This is a genomic window from Lacticaseibacillus porcinae (assembly GCF_003946305.1).
Classification (GTDB): domain Bacteria; phylum Bacillota; class Bacilli; order Lactobacillales; family Lactobacillaceae; genus Lacticaseibacillus; species Lacticaseibacillus porcinae.
In genome coordinates this window covers 158,601-179,587 of sequence record NZ_RHNS01000005.1, presented here as the reverse complement: position 1 = coordinate 179,587, position 20,987 = coordinate 158,601, and the positions used below count along the sequence as shown (strand labels likewise).

The following is a 20,987-nucleotide window of genomic DNA, read 5'->3' as shown; positions in this document are numbered from 1 at the left end:
CCTGTTGATCACTTGATGGGTGCGCCATTATTAGCTGATTACTTCTTGCGTAACCACTACAACGGCGAAGACACTGTCGTCGTATCACCTGACCATGGTGGTGTGACCCGTGCCCGTAAGCTCGCTGAATTCTTGAAGGCCCCAATTGCCATCATCGACAAGCGTCGCCCTCGTCCAAACGTGGCTGAAGTCATGAACATCGTTGGTAAAGTTGAAGGCAAACGTTGCATCATCATCGATGATATGATCGATACTGCCGGCACCATCACTTTAGCTGCTGCCGCATTAAAGAATGCCGGTGCCACCGAAGTCTTAGTTGCCGCAACGCACGCCATCTTCTCCGGCCCAGCCGTTGAACGTTTGGAAAACTCAGTGATCGAACAAGTTGTTGTCACTGACTCCATTCAATTAGCTGAAGACAAGAAGCTTTCCAAGCTGGTCACTGTTTCCGTAGGCCCACTTATCGGCCGCGCCATCACCCGCATCCAAGAAAACAAGCCAGTTTCTCCATTATTCGAAAACCGGTTTAAAAAATAATAAGAGCTTTTCGATGCGTACTTAAGGCACCGGTTAGCGTAAGACAAGGCATCGAGTCGCACTTTGACTCGGTGCCTTGTCTTAGCTAAGCGTGTGCCTGTTGCATCGAAAAGCTCGATACCAGTGTTTGGGGACACGTTCTTAGCAGGACGCGTAGCCTAGAAAAGAGCATACGCCTGCACTTTGGCTTGGTGCTCTTTTCGTAGCTAGACGTGCTCGCGTTGCAGCAGAAAGCTCGACGATCATCGCAAACACTCCCATATCGTTATTTACAACAGCGATTATTTAATAGAAGAAAGATGCTTACCTTTTTCGTTTCTAAGCGTTCGAAGTCCCGGCAACACTGGGGTTTCTAGCGCTTTTTTCGTGGCGAAAATTGGTGAGGATCAAGCACGATGAGAAATACATTTTGAATAATTCCGGTATTGAATGGGTTAATTATTTTTGTCTTTTTGTTATTGAAAAACCGGTATCCCAGCGTCATTACATGAAAATATTCAAATTATAGAATAGACTTAACTAAATATTGATTTTTATCAAAAAGTATTTTATTCTGGTGGTACATGTAAGCATAAGTTTGATTAGCGTGGCCGATAAGATTAGGGGTTTCGGTTATGCGAAAAAACAATCGTCGTTCAATTTCAACCACCGAGGTCAAATCTCGGGTCAAAATGTGGAGAAGTGGGAAGAACTGGGTCTACGGGCTCTTGTTCTTCTTTGGCATGGCAAGTGTAACGCTTGGTCAGGCGCATCAGGTGCACGCCGACACCACAGCGTTAGATTCACAAACGCAAAAAGGGACTGTTGCCGAACAACTCACCGCACAAAAGGTGGTGTTGCAGTCATCAATCACGCCAGCGACTGCCGACAGTACAAACACGGCAACTTCGGACAGTGACACTGGGAGTACGGCTGCAGCGAAGGTTTCAGGGACCATCACTGCTGATACGCCAGCAACAACTGATTCAACGGGGGACAACAACGTGAGTGCAACCACCGAATCACCTGCAAGTGATCCGGCTAGTTCGACGACCACTGAAAAGACTGATTTGACTGGTGTAACCGAGACGGCTGACTCGTTGACAGCCGCTATTTCTGATGCGAAGGAAAATACTGCATCAACTGCGAGTGATGCCACGACAACAGATGAAACATCTGCGAGCGCGGCGTCAACGACTGACGCTGCACCAACGAGTGAAGACACGACCACGACTGAAACATCGACAACTGATGCGTCACAGACTACAGTTGATGACACAACTTCTGAAACTGACACCACGGCATCAAACCAAAAAGTCGACGCCCCTTCGACTGTGGATACGACAAACACACCACTGCCAGAAGTAAGTTATAAGTCGATGTTGTCGGCGGCACAAGTCAATACGTTGAATGGGAGTACGGCTACAAGTGGTGCCAACGACAACTTACCTGAAGGCTTTACCGTTGATGATCCAGATTATCCAGATGGCTCTTTCCATGAACCACAAGACTCTGACTTGTATAGCTTTTTTCAAGGTTCCGCAAAAACGGATAATTTGGTACTTTCAGTTAATCGAAATGATGTGAACGAAATCCACGCTCAAATTCTTACCGCTGATGGTCAAAGCGCTGCGACAGACCAGGTGATCACGGAAGGTAAAAATTCTATTGGCAACTGGACTGTAATCAATGATGGCGGCGACATCAGTAGTTTATATATTGAACATACTGGCGATAATTTCTTCATCAATTATGATGTGGACGCCTATCCCAAAGGCTCGTATGAAGATGGAAAGCAGAAAACTTGGGTAGGATGGGCAGCGCTCAAACCGATGAGTCAAACTCAAACTACTTACTACATTGACAAAGATGGTAATAGCATCGCAGATCCAGTAAGCATGACGGGGCTATCTGGACAAAGCTACACGACAAATTCATCCTCAGAATTAACTGGTTATAATCCGACTGGCTCTGACAATACGACCGGTACGATGTCGCCGTTCATGACGGATGGTCAAATTTTTCGTGAAGAACTGTATTCCGGTGCAACTGATATTGGGACTCTTGTGTACACGTTAAAAGACGCTGATACCGGACAAATGACTATTACCCTTAAAGCCAAAAGTGCTGCGTTTACATTTATGGATTTTTCCGTTACAAAGACGCTTAATCGCGGTGATAGTTATCAGACCAGAGGAGCGATCGGTTATACAGTAAAGAACATCTATTTGCCACAAACGACGTCAGTGACGTATACCTACGACGCATCGCTGGTTAACGTTCCGGTTGTATTTAAGGATCAAAACGACCTCGTTTTTGATCCAGGTGATTCTGTAAACTCGACGATTGAGATGGCGTTTAAAGCTAATACTCCAGTTTCCGCACCTGATATCACAGGCTATACCTATAACAGAAACTACACGTCGACTGTAAAAGATAACCCAACTGATTACACCGTGACTGATTTTGCTAACCCTGGTACGATCACCTGGCATTACACTGCAAATCCAGAAAAGGTGACTGTTCATCACGTTGATGGCAACGGGAAGACAATCGCCTCAGATACTACAATTGACGGTGTTTATGCACAAGGCTTATCACTGAACGCAACGACTGATTCAAGTTACGACATCACTAATTATCAACCTCGCAGCGATGCGCCGACTTCGTATACTTTTAATGATGATGCTGATCAAAGCATCACTATCACCTATGATCAAACTGCGAGTGTTCAAGTGCATTACGTTGTTGATAATGCAAACAATACGACAACACCGCTCGACGTATCTGCGCTAGATTTGCCGACGACTTTGACGGGCGTGGTAGACACTAGTGTAGACGTCCCCACGTCAAATAAAATTCCAGGCTACACTGCTGTGCCAGGCAATCCGACATCCTACAAGATTACCCAAGGCGATACTAAAGGCGTTACCTTGCACTACACCGCCAACACTGTGAATGTCAAAGTGCATTTTGAAGATGCGCAGACGCATGAAGATCTCAAACATACCATTTATACGACTACGACGACTGGCAAGAGTATTCAAGTGAAAGTTGCCGGACCAGATTTATATGTCATGGATGGCTACACTTTTTCCAAGAACGCGGTGACCAACGGAAAGTTGGATCAAGCCGCCGATGGTTCTGTTCTGGTCGACGTCACGGCACCAACCGCCCTCACGGTACCAGCCGACGGGAAGACGCCTTACATTGTGACCGTGCCAATGGATAAGACGCAATACGTGGATGCACCAACCGACCCAACTACTGATCCTAAGATCCAGAATATTTATAAAATGACTCACCGGACGTTCACAGTTCAAACGAGCACCACCGCTGGGGATCAATTCGCCGCAACGAATGGCAATCAGAAGATTACGTACACACGACAATACGTTATTGATCAATATGGCGATCAATCGACGATCGTCGGTTATGGCAACTGGGTTTGCCAAACGGAGCCCCTTGCCGACGTGACTTCCGCAGATCCTGACGGTTACAACAAAACCATTACCTTAACCTCTACCTTAATCTCAAACGGTACTACGATGGCGGATGACACTGCGCTTAACATGAGTCTACAAGAAGCATTAGACGCCTTGATGAGTTTGCCAAACAATATTAACTTAGCAAATACAGCAAATGCAACCATCGATATTTCTTACACCGTCGCTAGTCAAAAGTTGACGGTTCACTATCAGTTCAATGGCGGCGACAAGCAAGTTGATGATGTCGTTTTGACAGGCGACAGCGGCACGACTGTGACCTATGGCGAGTTGGCAACACCTTTTGACGGCTACGTTTTTGATGAAAAAGATTCGACTTTGACTAGCCCATTCGACACAGTCAACAGCGCCGATCAAACTGCGACGTTGGTTTACAACGCCACCGGCGATTACACTTACACCACGCCAGGCACTGATCAATCAACAACGACGCAGTACAAGACTGACCCTGATGATCCTTTTACTGCGACGGGGACTATTCCGTATGTCGAGGGTTACACCCCAACTTCAGATAACGGGACTGTGACGCCAATCGATTCAAACGACTTGACGAAAGGTTATACCCTGACGCCAGAATATCCGACGACAGCAGCGATCATCACTTACACTGCTGAAACTAAGAGTGTGAGAGTGGAATTTGTTGACAAAGATGGCGAGATTAAAGGTCACGATTCTCAAACATTAAGTGGTACGGCAAACACTCCAATTGATTACACCACCATCAACAAACTCATCGATGGTTATGTCTTAGTCACTGACGGCACAACTGGTCATGATAAGTTCACTGCGGCAGACAATACCACGACGTTGACGCTCACTTACAACAAGACAGACGGTGGCTATAACGTTACCCAACCAGGCAATGACAAGCCAACTAACACGCCTTACGTGACTAATCCTGAAGACCCATCAAAGGTCAACACGATTGAGGTCCCTTCAATTCCTGGTTACACACCTGAAGTGACGAACGGAACTTTTACGAAAACTGACAAAGGTTATACAGTCACACCGGATGACCCGACGCAACCAACCACCGTCACTTACAAGCCTGAAGACGGCAAGTCCGTCAAAGTCGCCTATGTCGAAGAGAACAACGATGAAATTGACGGTCACCCAGTCACCGAGTTCTCCGGTGAAACTGACCAAACCATCGACTATGGCACCAAGGTCATCGCGGGATACGTTTTGACCGCTGACGGCACTAAGGATAAAACCACTTTCGCTGCCACAGATGCCGGCACCCCTTTGACGATCCATTATAAAAAAGTTGCCATCACAGTGACGACGCCAACAGGAGAGGATACCACCGTTAATTTCCCATCCGACCCGACTGACCCGACGACTGTGCAACCAGGTCACGTCGACTACATCAAAGGCTACACCCCGAAAGACGGTGCCGGCACGCCGTTGGACGCAGTCGATAATGACAAAACGAAGGGCTACACCGTACCTGTTCCTGTTGATCCGACGACGCCGACGACAATCACCTATGCGCCAGACGAGCAGATCGTTAACGTGCACTTAATCGACACCAAAGGCGCTCCGGTTGAAAATGATGAAGGGGATTCCGTCATCACGGTCAAAGGGTATACCGGTGAAGGCATTCAAACCTGGAAGATCGACAAATTTGCGGCTACTTACAAGATCGTAGAAGATCAGACGGCGCAACCGTTCACTTTTGACGATGATGATGATCACGCCCAAGACGTTTACATCACCTATTTGAAGTTGACGCAAACCACCGATCCAGATGGCGGCACCACCATTTTATCAACTGATGGCAATGACGTCATCGTCGCGATCGACCGCGACTGGCCTGATGGCGATCACACGCATGTCGACTTCGATCTCACTACCAACGTCGCGATCATCACCGAAACACCTGACGGCAAACCTGTTGAAACCCCAGTTGATGTGCAACCAGGAGACTCGACCACTGTTGGTAAAACGACGTTAGATAACGGCAAACCTAATGACAACGTGGTTTTGACCCATGCCGGCACTGATGGTGATACCACCACTGAAACCATCACCCCAGACGGCAAAAACATTTTCACTTATACGCAAACTACTCACGATCCTGACGGCGGAACGACGACTACGACAACTGATGTCGACGATCACATCACCACCATCGACCGTAACTGGCCTGATGGCGATCGCTCTCATGTCGATATCGATACTGGTACTGGTGTTGCGACGATCACTGAAACACCTAAAGATGGAGACCCAACGACACCTGTGGAAGTTCAACCAGGCGACAAAGATACTGACGGTAAGACAACATTAGATAACGGCGAACCTGATGGTAATGTTGTGTTGACGCACCCAGGCACTGATGGTGACACCAACGAAGCGATTACCCCTGAAGGCAAACGCATTTTCACTTATACGCAAACTACTCACGATCCTGACGGCGGAACGACGACTACGACAACTGATGTCGACGGTCACATCACCACCATCGACCGCGACTGGCCTGATGGCGATCGCTCTCATGTTGATATCGATACTGGTACTGGTGTTGCGACGATCACTGAAACACCAAAAGGAGGTGCATCAACTACACCAGTTGAAGTTCAACCAGGTAAAACGGGTAACGTAGGTAAGACCACGTTAGATAACGGTGAACCTGACGGCAACGTCTTGTTAACGCACCCAGGCACTGATGGCGATACGACCGAAACCATCACGCCTGATGGTACGCGGGCGTTCGCCTACACGAAGACACGGTCAGATGGCGGTACCTCCGTTTCACCAAAAGACTTCTACACCACGACGACTACCAACGATCCTGATGGTGGGACGACGGCGACGAAGACTAATGTCGACGGTGACATCACTGCGATCGACCGCGACTGGCCTGATGGCGATCATTCTCATGTTGATATCGACATTGATACTGGTGTTGCGACGATCACTGAAACGCCTAAAGGTGGAAACCCAACGACACCTGTAGAAGTTCAACCAGGCGAAAAAGTTACTGACGGTAAGACCACGTTAGATAACGGTGAACCTGATGGTAATGTTGTGTTAACTCACCCAGGCGCTGATGGTGATACCAACGAAGCTATCACACCAGACGGCAAGCGAAACTTCGACTTCAAGAAGACGCGCTCAGATGGCGGTATCTCTGTTTCGCCAAAAGACTTCTATAATACGACGACCACTAACGATCCAGATGGTGGGACGACGACAACGAAGACTAATGGCGACGGCGACATTCTCACCATCGACAAAGATTGGAGCGATGGTGATCACTCCCGCGTTGATATCAATACAGATACTGGGGTTGCAACGATCACCGAAACCCCTAAAGGCGGGCACCCAACGACACCAATTGAAGCTCAACCAGGTGAAAAGGGTACTGACGGTAAGACGATGCTTGATAACGGCGAACCAGATGGTAATGTTGTGTTAACTCACCAAGGTAATGATGGTAATACAACGACTGAAACTATCACACCTGATGGTACTCGGAACTTCACATTTAAGAAGAATCGTTCTGACAGTGGGATCTCCGTTTCGCCTAAAGCCTTCTACAATACGACGACTACCAACGATCCTGACGGTGGGACCACGACAACGAAGACTAACGGCGATGGTGATATTCTCACCATCGACAAAGACTGGAGCGACGGCGACCATTCACACGTTGATATCGACATCGATACTGGCGTTGCGACGATCACTGAAACGCCTAAAGGTGAGCACTCAACAACACCAATTGAAGTTCAACCAGGTGAAAAAGGTGCTGACGGTAATACGACGTTAGATAACGGCGAACCAAATGGTAATGTTGTTTTAACTCACCAAGGCAACGACGGTGATACCGCGACTGAAACCATTACACCAGATGGCACGCGGACCTTCGCCTTCACGAAGACGCGCATCGAAGGTGACCTTTCCGTGTCACCAAAGGACTTCTTCACGACGACCACCACTAACGATCCTGACGGTGGGACCACGACGACGAAGACTAATGGCGACGGTGACATCACGACGATCGACAAAGACTGGCCAGATGGTGATCGCTCTCACGTTAATATCAATACCGATACTGGCGTTGCAACGATCATTGAAACACCTAAGGGAGGCGCACCAACGACACCGATCGCAGTTCAACCCGGTGACAAGGGTACTGATGGTAAGACAACGTTAGATAACGGCGAACCTGATGGTAACATCATTTTGACGCACCAAGGTACTGATGGTGATATCACGGCTGAAACCATTACACCAGATGGTGCCCGGACTTTCGCCTTCAAGAAGACGCGGTCAGACGGCGGCATCTCTGTTGATCCAAAGGACTTTTACGACACGCGGACCACTGACGATCATAACGGCGGCTCCACGACGATCAGGACTGACGGGAATGGCGACATCACCACGATCAACAACGACTGGGATGACGGCGACCACACGCATGTGGACGTTGATCCAAACACTGGGGATGCGACTGTCACCGATACCGATCAAAATGGTCACACCACCACGCCGATCACTATTAAACCTGGCGACACCGCAACGACTGGCACCACCACGATCAAGAACAACGAACCTGATGGTGATGTGGTGTTGACGCATATCGGCACTGATGGTGGTGAGATCGCCACTATCGCGCCAAACGGTGAGGTGACGAGAGCGTTATTGCCAGATACCAACGGCGATGATGTTGCGACTGAAGATGATGCAGCCAATGCCATCGCGTCGACCGCGTTACCGCAAACTAGTGCGCGCACCGACGTTCCTAGCAAAAAGAGTGAATCACTGCCGCAAACTGGCGATAAGCAAAGTCCTTTAGGCTTGCTGGGCGCGATTTTGTTAGGGAGCTTCGCATTGTTAGGCAAACGCCGCCGTCGCGATGACGGCGACTAGTTGAAAGAAGTACCGCTTAGTTGGGCGGTACTTTTTAGTGGCGAAACCACTTTCATTTTAAGCGAATTAGGCTTATGGTGGTGAAGGTAAAACTTGTTGCGGAAAAAATGGAGGACGGTATGTTTCAATTTTTGACCTACCCGATGTTTGTTTCAGAAGATCCTGACGACGATCGGCATCGCTTCACCTTCACCAGTCCTGACTTTGCGGACTTTGAAGTGGTCGGCGAAACGATTGCCAGCACCACCCACTTGGCAGGCGCGACGATCGCGCGGATGATCGATGCCGGGGTGAAAGCACCAAAGCCAAGTACCGCCGACATGGTGCATGACCGCGGCCAACGCGTAGTGTATGTTTCCGTGGACCGGCGCGTGAATCACGACTAACTAAAAAACATCACCCAATTGAAAAATCGGGTGATGTTTTTTCTATTCCATAATCTGACTCTTTTTGGTGATGGTGTGCATTTTATCGATCAACGGGCGGATCGGCCCTTTCAGCAACAAACCGAATAAGAAGAAGCCGATGCCGAATGCTGCCAGATGCCATAGATCAGACCATAAGTTCGGCCAGTAGATCCCGCCGACAGGTTCGCGCAAGGCGTTGACGGCGTAGGTGAAAGGCAGCCAGGGATTGATCATTTGGAAGAATTTCCCTGATAACACCACTGGGAAGTTCCCGCCGGCACCAGAGATCGACAAAACTAAAATGATGATCCCCATGCCTTTGCCGATATTCCCAAATAATGCGATCAGCGAATAAAGAATCGACACGAACACTGCTGACAGCCCCATGGCAATGACGATGTATAGCGGTTTGTCCACGACGTAAGTGCCGATCAACACAATGTTGCCGACTGCGGCGATCAATGCTTGCATCATGCCTAGTCCCACGAAGGTCAACCACCGGGCGACGAATTGTTGTTTCACTGTGGTATGTTGAAGTTCTTCAGGTAAATGATATTCGGTGATCAAGATCGCCCCAAGCAACAAGGCACCGACCCAAATACATAATGCTAAGTAAAATGGTGCCGATTGCGAACCATAAGTCGGGATCGCGTAAAGGTCGGTTTCATTCAAGGTGACAGGGTTTGCTAAGAAGTTGGCTTCTTTGCCAGCGTCGCGGCGCAATAGTTTCATCAACGCCGACAAATCGACGTTTTGTTCGCCTTTTTTGATCGCGGCGGCGCCTTTTTGAATCGCGACTTTCAATGTCGGCCAATCTGATTGAATCAGGTCATGTGCTTGGTCGAGTCCAGCAACTAATACCGGCATTTTAGTATTGGCGAGGTTTAGCGCTTGGGTGAGTTCAGCTTCCATGCCAGGCAAGTCGTTTTGGACGAAAGCTGTTGCCGTGGCAAGCTTTGTTTTTAGGGTCGGGAAGTCGTTTTGATAAAGTTCAGCGACGGTGTTGATGCCGCCGGTGATTTGACTCATGTGACCATTCAACAAAGTATTAGCATCGGCGACTTCTTGTTTAACTGCAGGGAGTTGCGTTTGGACCTTTTTCAAAACGCTTTGGGCTTGTTGCAACAAATCTTTGGTGTTGGCCAACATGCTAGGCAGTTGCGGCAAAACTTGTTGGTTGATGTCTGCAAGGGTGGTGTCGGCGCTGGTTAATACTGATTTGAATTGGGTGATCAGCTGCGTCACGCTGGCATCAAGGCCTAAGTTTTGCAACGTGGTCGAAGCTTGCGTGAACGTAACCGCGGTGCTTTGCAGTTGCTTGAGTTGTGCTTGCAATTCAGCAGTCGTCGCAGTCGGAGCCGCGTCAGCTAATTGTTGGGCTTGCGTCGCAAGTTTAGTGGCGATGGTACTAGTCGCTTGTAGTTGCGCAATGGCTTGATTCAAAGTCGTTGAATCGGCACCATTGTTTAACGCATTGTAGCTTGCTTGCAATTGTTGAAGACTCGCAGCCAGTTTCGTCGCAACGCTGGCGGTATTTTGTTGCCGTTGGGCGATGCCTGACGCTAACGTCGCAATCGCTTGTTTGGCATCAGTATCACTGTCTAAGTCTGAGAGTTGTTGATCCAGCGTCGTTAAATCTTGACTCAAGCGGGTGTTAGCTGTGGCAATCAACGTTAAGCCTGCAGTCGCGGCGTTATGCACCACCGTTAAGCCAGATTCGATTTGTGGCAAGACTTGATCTTTGGTGGTAGCGACTGCCGCTTGGGCAGATTTCCCGAATTGAGTGATCGAAGGCAAGGCACCGTTGACACTGTTGATCACTGACAGGCCTTGTTGCGTAACCGTGACGGCTTTGCCAACGCTTGCGGTCAACGTGTCGAAGTTGTCGTTGACTTGTTGGAGCTGTGAACCCGCAGCTTTAACTTCTGGGAGTTTCGATTGGACTTGCAAAGCAAGTTGCCCGCCTTGATCGACTAACGGTAAATATTGTTGTGCCTTGACTAGCTTGTTGGCCATTTGGTTGACTTCAGGCAAGTAAGCGGCCATTTCATTGGCAGTTTTAAGTTTTTGTTGGAGCTCAGGGACTTGCGAACGAACGGTTTCCACTTCTTTGAGGTAACTTTCAATGGTCGGCAGTTGTTTGTTGGTGCTCGTCACCAAGCTAGCAAAACGCCGGATCATCGGCAAGTTGTCATCGAGTTGAATGCCTGCTTTGTTGAATTCCGTCATCAAGGTTTTGGCGACAGTGTCAACGAATTGTGTGGAAATCGTCGATTGCAAAGTCGATGCGCCACTAGCCGTGATCTTTGGGGCGATGGCGTTGATCTTCTCATTGACGTAATAATCGAGTTGCGGTTTTTTGACCTTGCCTTGGACGATGGTCAACAAGTCTTTGGAAAATGACTTCGGCACCACGATCCCAGCGTAGTACTTCCCAGATTTCACGCCTTCAGTCACCGCGTGTTTGGAATTGACGAAGCGCCAGCCGAGCTTTTTGTTTTGGTGAAGTTGATCGACGAGCTCTGAGCCGATGGCGATTTTTTTGTCGTTGAAGGTCGTTGCTTGATCTTGCGAGTACACTGCCACCGTCAACGCTTGGGTGTTGCTGTAAGGATCCCACAGCGCCCAAACGTTGAACCAGCAATAGAGACTGGGGATGACGACTAACGCCAGCACCAATAAAAAGGCTGGCGGGCTTTTGACTAAGCGTCGCCAGTCCAATGTAAACAATTTCCCAATATTTTTCATACTCACCCTCCGATATCTTAATAAATATATCATGAAAAATGAGCATAAAACAGCTGAATATCAATGAATTGATGATTGTAACATTCATAGTCGAGAATATACTTTAAGAAAGTGAATTTACAGCTCGTGATCCGTTTGAATCGCAACTTTCACTTTGCGGCACCAGCGTTTAAAGCGGATATAGGCGTTGACAGTACCATTCGCACCGTCAGCAATGAGACCTAGTCCTAACCGTAATAATGTGATCATCAGAAACGTCGTGGCAGTTGCTTTCAAGAATTCAATCATGGTAGTCCTCCAAGTGGTGGGGTTGTCTAGTCGGGGTCGATTTGTTATACTGAAGCCATAGAAAAAGACGTGGTGCGGCCAACACCACGCCGGGCCTAGACCCTAGCAGTCATCGTTTTAAACGGTGGCCAAGTAAATCTCACGCAATATCAACCGTGCAGACTTCTCGCAAAAGCGTCAGCGCGGTTTTTTTGTCCACTTGGCCCAGTAGTACTGGGTCGTCGTCACCGCTTTGTCGAGGATCGCTAACATTAAGATGTATTTCTTCACAAGTTTCTTGAATTTTGGCATCTTGAAGCGAGTCAACATGAGGACGAGGGTAAACGCAGGCGCATTCAACAACAAATGCACCAAATCGTTCACAGACATCAGGCACCTCCTTCCTACTAAGTGCGTGATGTTACGGGAATATCCCATAGCGCATCAGTCCCTTCGTTAGGTGTACCACCGCTCTTAACTTTTCCTGCGTGATGTTATTTTAACACAGTAAAATAAAAGTCGCGACAATCATGGCGTGACATTAATGGAAATGCCACAATATTTCTATCAGGTGCTTGTCGAACTCGCTAACATCAGTGCATCATCTGTGGTGTCACACGATTGCGCGAGCGAGAAACTTCGGCCAGAATGATAACGCGTATCGTTGGCTACTTATCTCAGTAGAACTCACAAGAAAAATAACGTTTATTTCATCGAGACCTCAATGAAATAAACGTTATTTTTATGGCGCAATATTAAATTTATTTCTTCAACAACCGCACGCGATACACCGCGTCGATGGCTTCAAGCTTCGCGACCACTTCATCAAAATCAAATTCGTTGTTGGTGTCGATGATCGAGTAAGCGACTTTATCGCGCGCCGCGTTGGACATTGATTCGATGTTGACGTTGGCCGTCGCCAGCAAGGTCGCGATCTGCCCGACCATGTTGGGGATATTTTGGTGCATGATCGTCAAGCGATACTTCCCGACAAAAGGCACCTCGATGCTGGGCAAGTTCACCGAATGCATCACATTCCCAGTTTCCAAAAAGGTCATGATGGTGTCAGCGCCTTGCACCGCGCCGTTCGCTTCTGCTTGCAGCGTCGAGCCGCCGATGTGAGGAGTGACTAACACATCTTTGCGATTGAGGATCTCAGGTTCCCCGAAGTCGGTCATGTAGCGTTTCAAGTGACCAGCATCTAACGCTTCAACAACAGCGTGATTGTCGACGATGCCACCGCGCGCAAAGTTTAACAAAACAGTCCCTTTAGGCATCAAGGCAATTTCTTTGGTCGAGATCATATTCGTCGTGTCAGCGTTCTTCGGCACATGCACCGACACGTAATCAGCATTCACCAAGGCTTCTTCCAAAGTCGCCGCACGCTTAGTGGTTGTGGGAATGTGCCAGGCGTCGTTGGCCGACAAGTAAGGATCATAGCCGATGACATGCATGCCTAATGCACCAGCGGCAGTGGCAACGCGGGCCCCAACATGTCCCACACCAATGACCGCAAGGGTCTTGCCAGTCAGCTCAGTGCCGTTGAATTGCGTTTTCTCCCGTTCTGTCCGGGTCGAAATGTCGGCGCCAGAGTTTTTAGCGGCATAGCGCGCAGCGGAGAACAAGTTGCGGCTAGCGATGATCAACATGGCGACCACCAGTTCTTTGACGGCATTGGCGTTAGAGCCTGGAGTGTTGAACACTGCGGTCCCGTTTTCTGTGGCAACATCCAGCGGAATGTTATTAAATCCGGCACCGCAGCGAACAATTGCTTTCAAATTTTCAGGGAAGTTGTAGCCGTGAAGATCCACCGACCGGATCAAAAAGGCATCAGCGTCATCGGTTTGGTTAAGTTGGTAGTTGTCGTGGAATTCATCAAGGCCTTGTTGGGCGATGGCATTAAAAGTTTTAACGTTGTACATCAGTTATGCTCCTTTTCAAATTGGGCGAGAAAATCGATCAACGCGTCGACGCCAGCAAGTGGCATCGCGTTATATAAGCTGGCACGCAAGCCGCCGACTGAGCGGTGACCTTTGAGGTTCATTAAACCGTGAGCTGCTGCAGCATCGACGACTTGTTGGTCGAGGTCAGCGTCGCCAGTGTTGAATACCACGTTAGTCAGAGAACGATCGGCTGGTGCGACATGATTGTGGAACATATTTGATTGATCTAAGAAGGCGTATAGCTTGCTAGATTTTTCAATGTTTCGTTGTTGCATCGCATCGATGCCGCCGAGGTCCTCCAACCAACCAAGCGTTAAGTTCAACGCGTAAATCGCAAACACAGGTGGGGTGTTGTACAACGAGTTTTTCTTGTCAAACAGCGTGTAATCCAATGCGCTCGGAACCGCTTCAACATCGCTTAACAATGACCGTTTGACGATCACCACTGTCACGCCGGCAGGGCCCAGGTTCTTCTGCGCTCCAGCAAAAATCATTCCGAAATCTGCGACGTTGTAGCGTTGAGCGCAAATGTTAGACGACATATCTGCGATCAATGGGGTGTCGCCGTGTTCAGGAAGCGTCGTGTAAGCTGTACCTTCAACGGTGTTATTTAAACACAAATGCAAGTAGTCGTAAGTGTTCACAGCTAACGCCTCAGGCAATTCAGGCAAATGGCGATAATGATCAGACTTAGTCGTCGCCAACACATCAGCATCGATGCCTAAGCGCTTGGCTTCTGCGGCGGCACGCGAGGCCCATTGTCCGGAATCTAGCACTGCGATGCGATGATGCTTGGTGGCAAGATTCAATGGTGCTGCAGCAAATTGTCCAGTGCCGCCGCCTTGCATGAACAATACCGCGTAATCATCAGGGATCGTCATCAAGTGCCGCAACCGCGCGTCGGCTTGTTGAATGATCGCATCAAATGCTGGTGAACGATGGGAGATCTCCATAATGCTCATGCCAGAGCCGTTAAGGGAAGGCAATTCTTGTTGAATGTGTTGGATCACAGGCTTTGGCATCACTGCCGGCCCAGCTGCGAAATTATAGACGACCATTATTTTCCTCCTAGAATAAAAAACACGCCTGACAGAATGATATTCTGTCAGGCGTGAATGATGTTTCATCACGGTCTCACAGAATATCTGCGAGACCACTTGGCGAAAAGCAAAAGTTGGTCTACACAGATAAGGTAGTAGACCAGGATGATGATTTGCGAATGTCGTTGAATTTTGTCATTGCAATTCTCCTTTGCTTCGTTGTTTACTAAGATAGCACGCACCGAATATTCCGTCAAGATTAAAAAACGATGAAAAGGAGATTTTCTTGATTATGACCACTTTTTATTTTGTTCGCCATGGCCAAACCACTGCGAATGCCACCGGCTTAAAACAAGGGACCATCAACGATGATCGCACCCATCTCACCGCACTTGGCCACGCCCAAGCGACGCATTTAGCTGATCAATTCGATGTATCCAACATGGATGCGTTATTTGTCAGTCCCTTAGATCGCACCCAAGAAACTGCTGCACATTTGCATACTGACCTTCAACCACAACTCGACAAACGGTTATTAGAAATTTCATACGGCAGTTGGGACGGTCAACAAAACGCCGACCTACAAGCCAAATACCCTGAAGTTTTCGATCAAACCCTTAACGATGTGTTGCCAACTTACACGACCGTCGCATCCGACGGTGAATCATTCGACCAAGTTCAAGCCCGCATCGCTGACTTCATGGCTGACGTCGAAACCCGCTATCCCAACGGTAACGTGGTGTGCGTGACCCACGGCTTCACCGTGAAGTCCGCGGCATTGGTTGCCTTGCAACCGCAAGATCCGATGAGTTTACCAGAACCTGACAATACCTCAGTTACCAAGATCGCTAAGTCAGGCGACCATTATTATTTGTGGTATTACAACCGCTTTGATGCACAAACTTATTAATCGACGCGGTTTAACTGCATCAATAATTAATGCCTGAATAAGTGGCGTAGGCGTGAATTGTGGTCGGGACGGAGGTTGGTCGGTGCTGCGTGGTGAGAGGACCCTCTCCACGCAGCGCCGACCAGCCGGAGTCTCGACCACAATTCACCCGAATCAGCCCTAGTTACTCACGCACAATTTTCATTGTGTTTTAAAGCTTTCTCACCAAATTTCAATTTAACTGTTGACAAGTCACATTTGCGGCGGTAAGCTCAATGCAACAAATTCAGAAAGGATTTCGATGATATGACTAACAACGTCTTTTATGCCTGGTATGCGTATTTTCTCTAGCGAGTAAGAGCACTCGAATGTGTCCTTACTCGCGAGGGATACATTCGTCTGCATACCAGGAATCATCGAATCACACGGTAAGCACACGGATGAAGCAATTTCAGCCGTGTGCTTTTATTTTTCCACCGGGAAAATGAACGCTATCGGCTGACCGATAGCGTTTTTTCGTGCCTTGCCCCCACATAGGAGGATAAAAATGAAATTTGATGCGATAGATCAACAAGCAGTCAATACGATCCGGATGCTCAGCGTAGCTCAAATCGAAAAAGCGAATTCTGGCCACCCAGGTTTGCCACTAGGCGCGTCACCGATGGCCTACGTCTTATACCGCAACCACTTGACGGTGACTCCGAAAGATTCCCATTGGTTCAACCGCGATCGCTTCATTTTGTCAGCAGGGCATGGTTCTGCAATGTTATACAGCTTGCAACACCTCGCCGGCTTTAACGTCACCCAAGACGACTTGAAGCACTTTCGGCAATTCGGCAGCCGCACGCCGGGACATCCAGAATACGGTGTCGTCGATGGGGTTGAAGCGACAACTGGGCCGCTGGGACAAGGCCTTGGGATGGCAGTCGGCATGGCGATGGCAGAACGTCACATGGCGGCGCGTTTTCCGAAAATGGTCGATCACTTCACTTATGTTTTATGCGGCGATGGCGATTTGATGGAAGGCATTTCCCATGAAGCAATGGGGTTGGCGGGGCATCAAGCACTCGGCAAGTTGATTGTGTTGTTTGATTCTAACGATGTGTCGCTAGATGGCAACAAATCTCGTGCTTTCGGTGAAAACATGCAACAACGCGCCGAAGCAGAAGGTTGGACTTACCAACGGGTCGAAGATGGCAATGATCTCAATGCCATCGACGTTGCCATCACCAAAGCTAAAGCTGACGTTGATCATCCGTCAATGATCGAAGTCCGCACCGTGATCGGCTTTGGGGCTAACGGTGCTGGCACCAACGCCGTGCATGGCAAGCCGCTAGCTAAAGAAGATTTCGCTGCGTTGAAAGTGACCTTAGGCTGGCATTTACCAGATTTTGAAGTCCCAAATGCCGTGCGTCAACGTTTTGCTGAAACTATTGGTCGCCGCGGCAACACTGCCCATGCCGCTTGGGTGGCGCAAACGCAAAGCTTACGGCCTGCAGAATCAGCGGCATTAGCCCGTGCGGCAGCGAACTTGTTGCCACAACTGCCGGAACAGCCTAACACCTTGATCCCAGAAATGTGTTCTGGTCGCGACGCTGGGAAAATCGCCATGAATGCTTTTGCCAAAGTCGCACCAGAAATGTGGGGCGGCGCCGCAGACTTAGCTTCTTCGACGAAAACAGTGATCGATAACTCCCCATTGTTCACACCAGAACATCCAGAAGGTCGCAACATTGCCTTTGGCGTTCGGGAATTTGCGATGGGGGCGGCGTTGAATGGTATGGCGTTACACGGCGGCTCCCGGGTCTTTGGCAGTACCTTCTTAGTGTTCTCTGACTACTTGAAGCCGGCGATTCGCTTAGCCGCGATGCAACATTTGCCAGTGACTTTCGTGTTCACCCATGATTCGATCGCCGTTGGTGAAGATGGTCCGACCCATGAACCGATCGAACAACTCACGATGTTGCGGTCGATCCCAAACACCGTGGTATTGCGGCCAGCAGATGGTCAAGAAACGGCAGCTGCTTGGCGTGTGGCCCTCACCCGTCAAAATGGCCCGACTGTGATCGTGTTGACGCGCCAAGATCTTCCGCAACTTTCCGTGAAAGTCCCACCAGTCAACCGCGGCGCGTACGTGGTATCTGCTGTTCCTGATGGCAAACGCCAAGACGGCATTTTAATGGCGAGTGGTTCAGAAGTGCATTTAGCGATGCAAGCTCAAACCGAATTAGCAAAATCTGGTCGCTTCGTTTCAGTGGTGTCCATGCCATCATTTGAATTATTCGCCCAACAATCGCGTTCTTACCAAGAAATGGTGTTACCGCGGGCAGTGACGCATCGTGTCGCAATTGAAATGGCGAGTCCTCTGAGCTGGGGCCGCTTCGTCGGCTTAGATGGCACCGTCGTCGGGATGGAGACGTTTGGTGCTTCTGGTGATCCTGATCGCGTGATGACGCATTTTGGCTTCACCCCACAACATGTGGCCGACATTTACTTGCAACTGGATTCAACTGTGCTTAAGCGCGTGGCATCACAGTTTTAACGTACGGCCTGCGATTTGAAATCGGGACTCCATGGCCTTCGCTACGTGGAGAGGGTCCTCGGTGGAACTAGTCTGGATGTTTCGCTACGCTCACCACGCAGCAGCGGTCAGCTTCCGTCCCAATTTCAAATCGCTGGGATACATAATCGTTTCAGTTCACGAATAAACAACTCACTCAACTTAAAGGAGAACACCTATTATGATCATTCAATTCAAAGAAAACTCACCACTCATTCAACAAGTCGCTGATAAGCTTCATGCCATTCCTGCTCATGTCGAAGTTGTCGGTACGCATTTAGCAGCCATCGGCGTCAAAGAATACACCCCAACGCCTGAAGAAGCGGCGGTGATCGATAGCATTACCACCAACGACAAATCTTTTGTTTTAGGTTCTTTAGAATTCCAACCAGAACCCACGATCGTTAAGTTGCCACACACCACTATCGGCGCTGGACATTTTGTGATGATGGCAGGGCCTTGTTCCGTTGAATCAGAAGATCATGTCCGTCGCATGGCCAAAGTCGCAAAACAAGGCGGCGCGACAGTCTTGCGTGGCGGGGCCTTCAAGCCGCGCACCGTGCCTTACTCATTCCAAGGCCTTGAAGAAGACGGTTTGCGCTTCTTGCGAGAAGCCGCTGACGCAGAAGGCATGGATGTGATCACGGAAGTCATGGATGTGCCGCATGTGGAAATGGTCGGCAAATACACCGACATTTTCCAAATTGGCGCCCGTAACATGCAGAACTTCTCGTTGTTAAAAGCCGTCGGGAAAACCAAAATTGCAGTCGGTTTGAAGCGTGGAATGTCAGCGACGATCGATGACTTGTTGAACGCTGCAGAATACATTCGCGCTAACGGTAACCCCAATGTTTTCTTGATCGAACGTGGGATCCGGACGTTTGACAACAAATACACCCGCAACACTTTCGACTTGGCGGCGATCCCAGTGTTGAAGAAGTTGACCCACTACCCAATTATCGCAGACCCAAGTCACGCAGTCGGCGTCACTGATCTGGTAACCCCAATGGCAGTCGCTGCCGCTGCGGCTGGTTGTGATGGTGAAATTGTCGAAATTCACGATGACCCAGCCCATGCCTTTTCTGATGGGCCACAAGCATTGACCCCAGACTTGTACTTGAACATGACGCAAAAGGTCAACGCTGTGCGGAAGGCCTTGCAATGAGTACGGTACATGTGGGACTAGCGGCACATCCTTATGACATTTTGATCGAAGCAGGTAGTGCCAAACGCTTAGGGACGTTGGTTGCCGACGTGTGGTCACCGCGGAAGATCATGGTGGTGTCTGATACGAACGTTGCGCCGTTATATTTAAACGACACTTGCGCCGCGCTTGAATCAGCAGGTTTCGCCACCGCAACGACAGTGATCAAAGCTGGTGAAACCAGCAAATCGTTAACTGGTGCCCAGCAAGTTTACACTGCGTTGATCGATGCCGGATTTTCACGTTCTGATGGGGTGTTGGCGTTAGGCGGCGGTGTGGTCGGCGACTTGGCGGGGTTTGTGGCGTCGACGTTTATGCGCGGCATCGCGTATATTCAAGTGCCGACGAGTTTGTTGTCGCAAGTCGATTCATCTGTCGGCGGCAAAACTGCCGTAGACTTTGGTTCTGGGAAGAATTTGATCGGGACCTTCTACCAACCAGACTTAGTAGTGATCGATCCTGAACATTTAACAACGTTATCGCGTCGCAACTTAGTCGAAGGTTATGGCGAAGTCGTGAAAATGGCAGCGATGTCTGAAATTCCTGAATTTTGGCAATTGATCAAAACTATCAACGCACCAGAAGATTTGTTATCACATGCAGCTAAGCTTTCCCAATTTGCGATTTCTGCAAAAGCGGCTTTAGTTGTCGATGATGAACGCGATACTGGGGCGCGGCGGTTGTTGAACTTCGGTCACACCTTAGGCCATGCGGTTGAATTGTTGCGGCCAGACACCTTACATGGGGAAGCCGTGGCCATGGGGATGATCGCGATCACTGAGTTATGTGAACGCCACGGTTTGACAGAGCCAGGCACTGCAGAGGCGATCCGCGACCGCCTTGAAGCTGTCGGTTTACCAACGACATTCCCAGATTATTCAATTGATCAGCTGGTTACCCAGATCCGCATGGATAAAAAAGTCAAAAACGACACAGTGGTGCTGGTCACCTTACCAAAACTAGGTGAAACTCGCCTTTATCCTGTGGCGTTAGCTGATCTACCAGCATTTTTAGCCAAGTGAAAGGAAC

The 20,987-nt window shown here is 49.1% G+C and carries 12 protein-coding genes; 7 read left to right on the top strand and 5 right to left on the bottom strand.

Features of this window, described 5'->3' with window-relative positions:
- From EKM92_RS06875 to EKM92_RS06865, 3 genes are all read left to right on the top strand, one after another.
- Positions 1 to 537 (top strand): ribose-phosphate diphosphokinase (locus tag EKM92_RS06875; RefSeq protein WP_125709195.1); only part of this gene is annotated, 537 nt, incomplete at its 5' end.
- A gap of 614 nt (positions 538 to 1,151) precedes the next feature.
- Positions 1,152 to 8,900 carry a KxYKxGKxW signal peptide domain-containing protein gene (locus EKM92_RS06870; protein WP_125709193.1) on the top strand — a complete coding sequence of 2,583 codons (7,749 nt, stop codon included), beginning with the start codon at positions 1,152 to 1,154 and terminating at the stop codon, positions 8,898 to 8,900.
- A gap of 119 nt (positions 8,901 to 9,019) precedes the next feature.
- Positions 9,020 to 9,286 (top strand): hypothetical protein, encoded by a 267-nt coding sequence (locus tag EKM92_RS06865; protein ID WP_125709191.1) that lies wholly within the window; start codon positions 9,020 to 9,022, stop codon positions 9,284 to 9,286.
- A 42-nt stretch (positions 9,287 to 9,328) separates the two neighbouring features.
- Here EKM92_RS06865 and EKM92_RS06860 read toward each other — a convergent pair whose 3' ends face one another.
- The 5 genes from EKM92_RS06860 to serC form a co-directional block, all read right to left on the bottom strand.
- Positions 9,329 to 12,055, bottom strand: coding sequence for a YhgE/Pip domain-containing protein (locus tag EKM92_RS06860; protein WP_125709189.1), 2,727 nt, complete (start codon positions 12,053 to 12,055; stop codon positions 9,329 to 9,331).
- 117 nt (positions 12,056 to 12,172) lie between these two features.
- Positions 12,173 to 12,343 carry a hypothetical protein gene (locus tag EKM92_RS13590; protein WP_164509922.1) on the bottom strand — a complete coding sequence of 57 codons (171 nt, stop codon included), beginning with the start codon at positions 12,341 to 12,343 and terminating at the stop codon, positions 12,173 to 12,175.
- Between the two features lie 177 nt (positions 12,344 to 12,520).
- Entirely contained in the window at positions 12,521 to 12,712 is a 192-nt protein-coding gene (locus tag EKM92_RS06855; RefSeq protein WP_125709187.1) for a hypothetical protein, read from the bottom strand.
- Positions 12,713 to 13,083: 371 nt separating this feature from the next.
- Complete coding sequence (locus EKM92_RS06850) at positions 13,084 to 14,244, bottom strand: phosphoglycerate dehydrogenase (RefSeq protein WP_125709185.1); 1,161 nt, start codon at positions 14,242 to 14,244, stop codon at positions 13,084 to 13,086.
- Positions 14,244 to 15,323: a 3-phosphoserine/phosphohydroxythreonine transaminase gene (serC, locus tag EKM92_RS06845; RefSeq protein ID WP_125709183.1), complete on the bottom strand. Its 1,080-nt coding sequence runs from the start codon at positions 15,321 to 15,323 to the stop codon at positions 14,244 to 14,246. The genes EKM92_RS06850 and serC overlap by 1 nt, the downstream gene beginning before the upstream one ends.
- 274 nt (positions 15,324 to 15,597) lie before the next feature.
- On the opposite strand from serC, the gene EKM92_RS06840 reads away from it, so the two are divergent.
- The 4 genes from EKM92_RS06840 to aroB all read left to right on the top strand — a co-directional run bounded on the left by EKM92_RS06840 (position 15,598) and on the right by aroB (position 20,980).
- Positions 15,598 to 16,215, top strand: coding sequence for a histidine phosphatase family protein (locus tag EKM92_RS06840; protein ID WP_125709181.1), 618 nt, complete (start codon positions 15,598 to 15,600; stop codon positions 16,213 to 16,215).
- A gap of 526 nt (positions 16,216 to 16,741) precedes the next feature.
- Positions 16,742 to 18,736 carry a transketolase gene (tkt, locus tag EKM92_RS06835; RefSeq protein ID WP_125709179.1) on the top strand — a complete coding sequence of 665 codons (1,995 nt, stop codon included), beginning with the start codon at positions 16,742 to 16,744 and terminating at the stop codon, positions 18,734 to 18,736.
- Positions 18,737 to 18,935: 199 nt separating this feature from the next.
- A complete protein-coding gene (aroF, locus tag EKM92_RS06830) occupies positions 18,936 to 19,919 on the top strand; it encodes a 3-deoxy-7-phosphoheptulonate synthase (protein ID WP_125709177.1) in 984 nt (327 codons plus the stop codon).
- The gene (gene aroB, locus EKM92_RS06825; protein WP_125709175.1) at positions 19,916 to 20,980 is read left to right on the top strand and encodes a 3-dehydroquinate synthase; all 1,065 of its coding nucleotides are present in this window, start codon (positions 19,916 to 19,918) and stop codon (positions 20,978 to 20,980) included. The genes aroF and aroB overlap by 4 nt, the downstream gene beginning before the upstream one ends.
- Positions 20,981 to 20,987 lie beyond the last annotated feature (7 nt).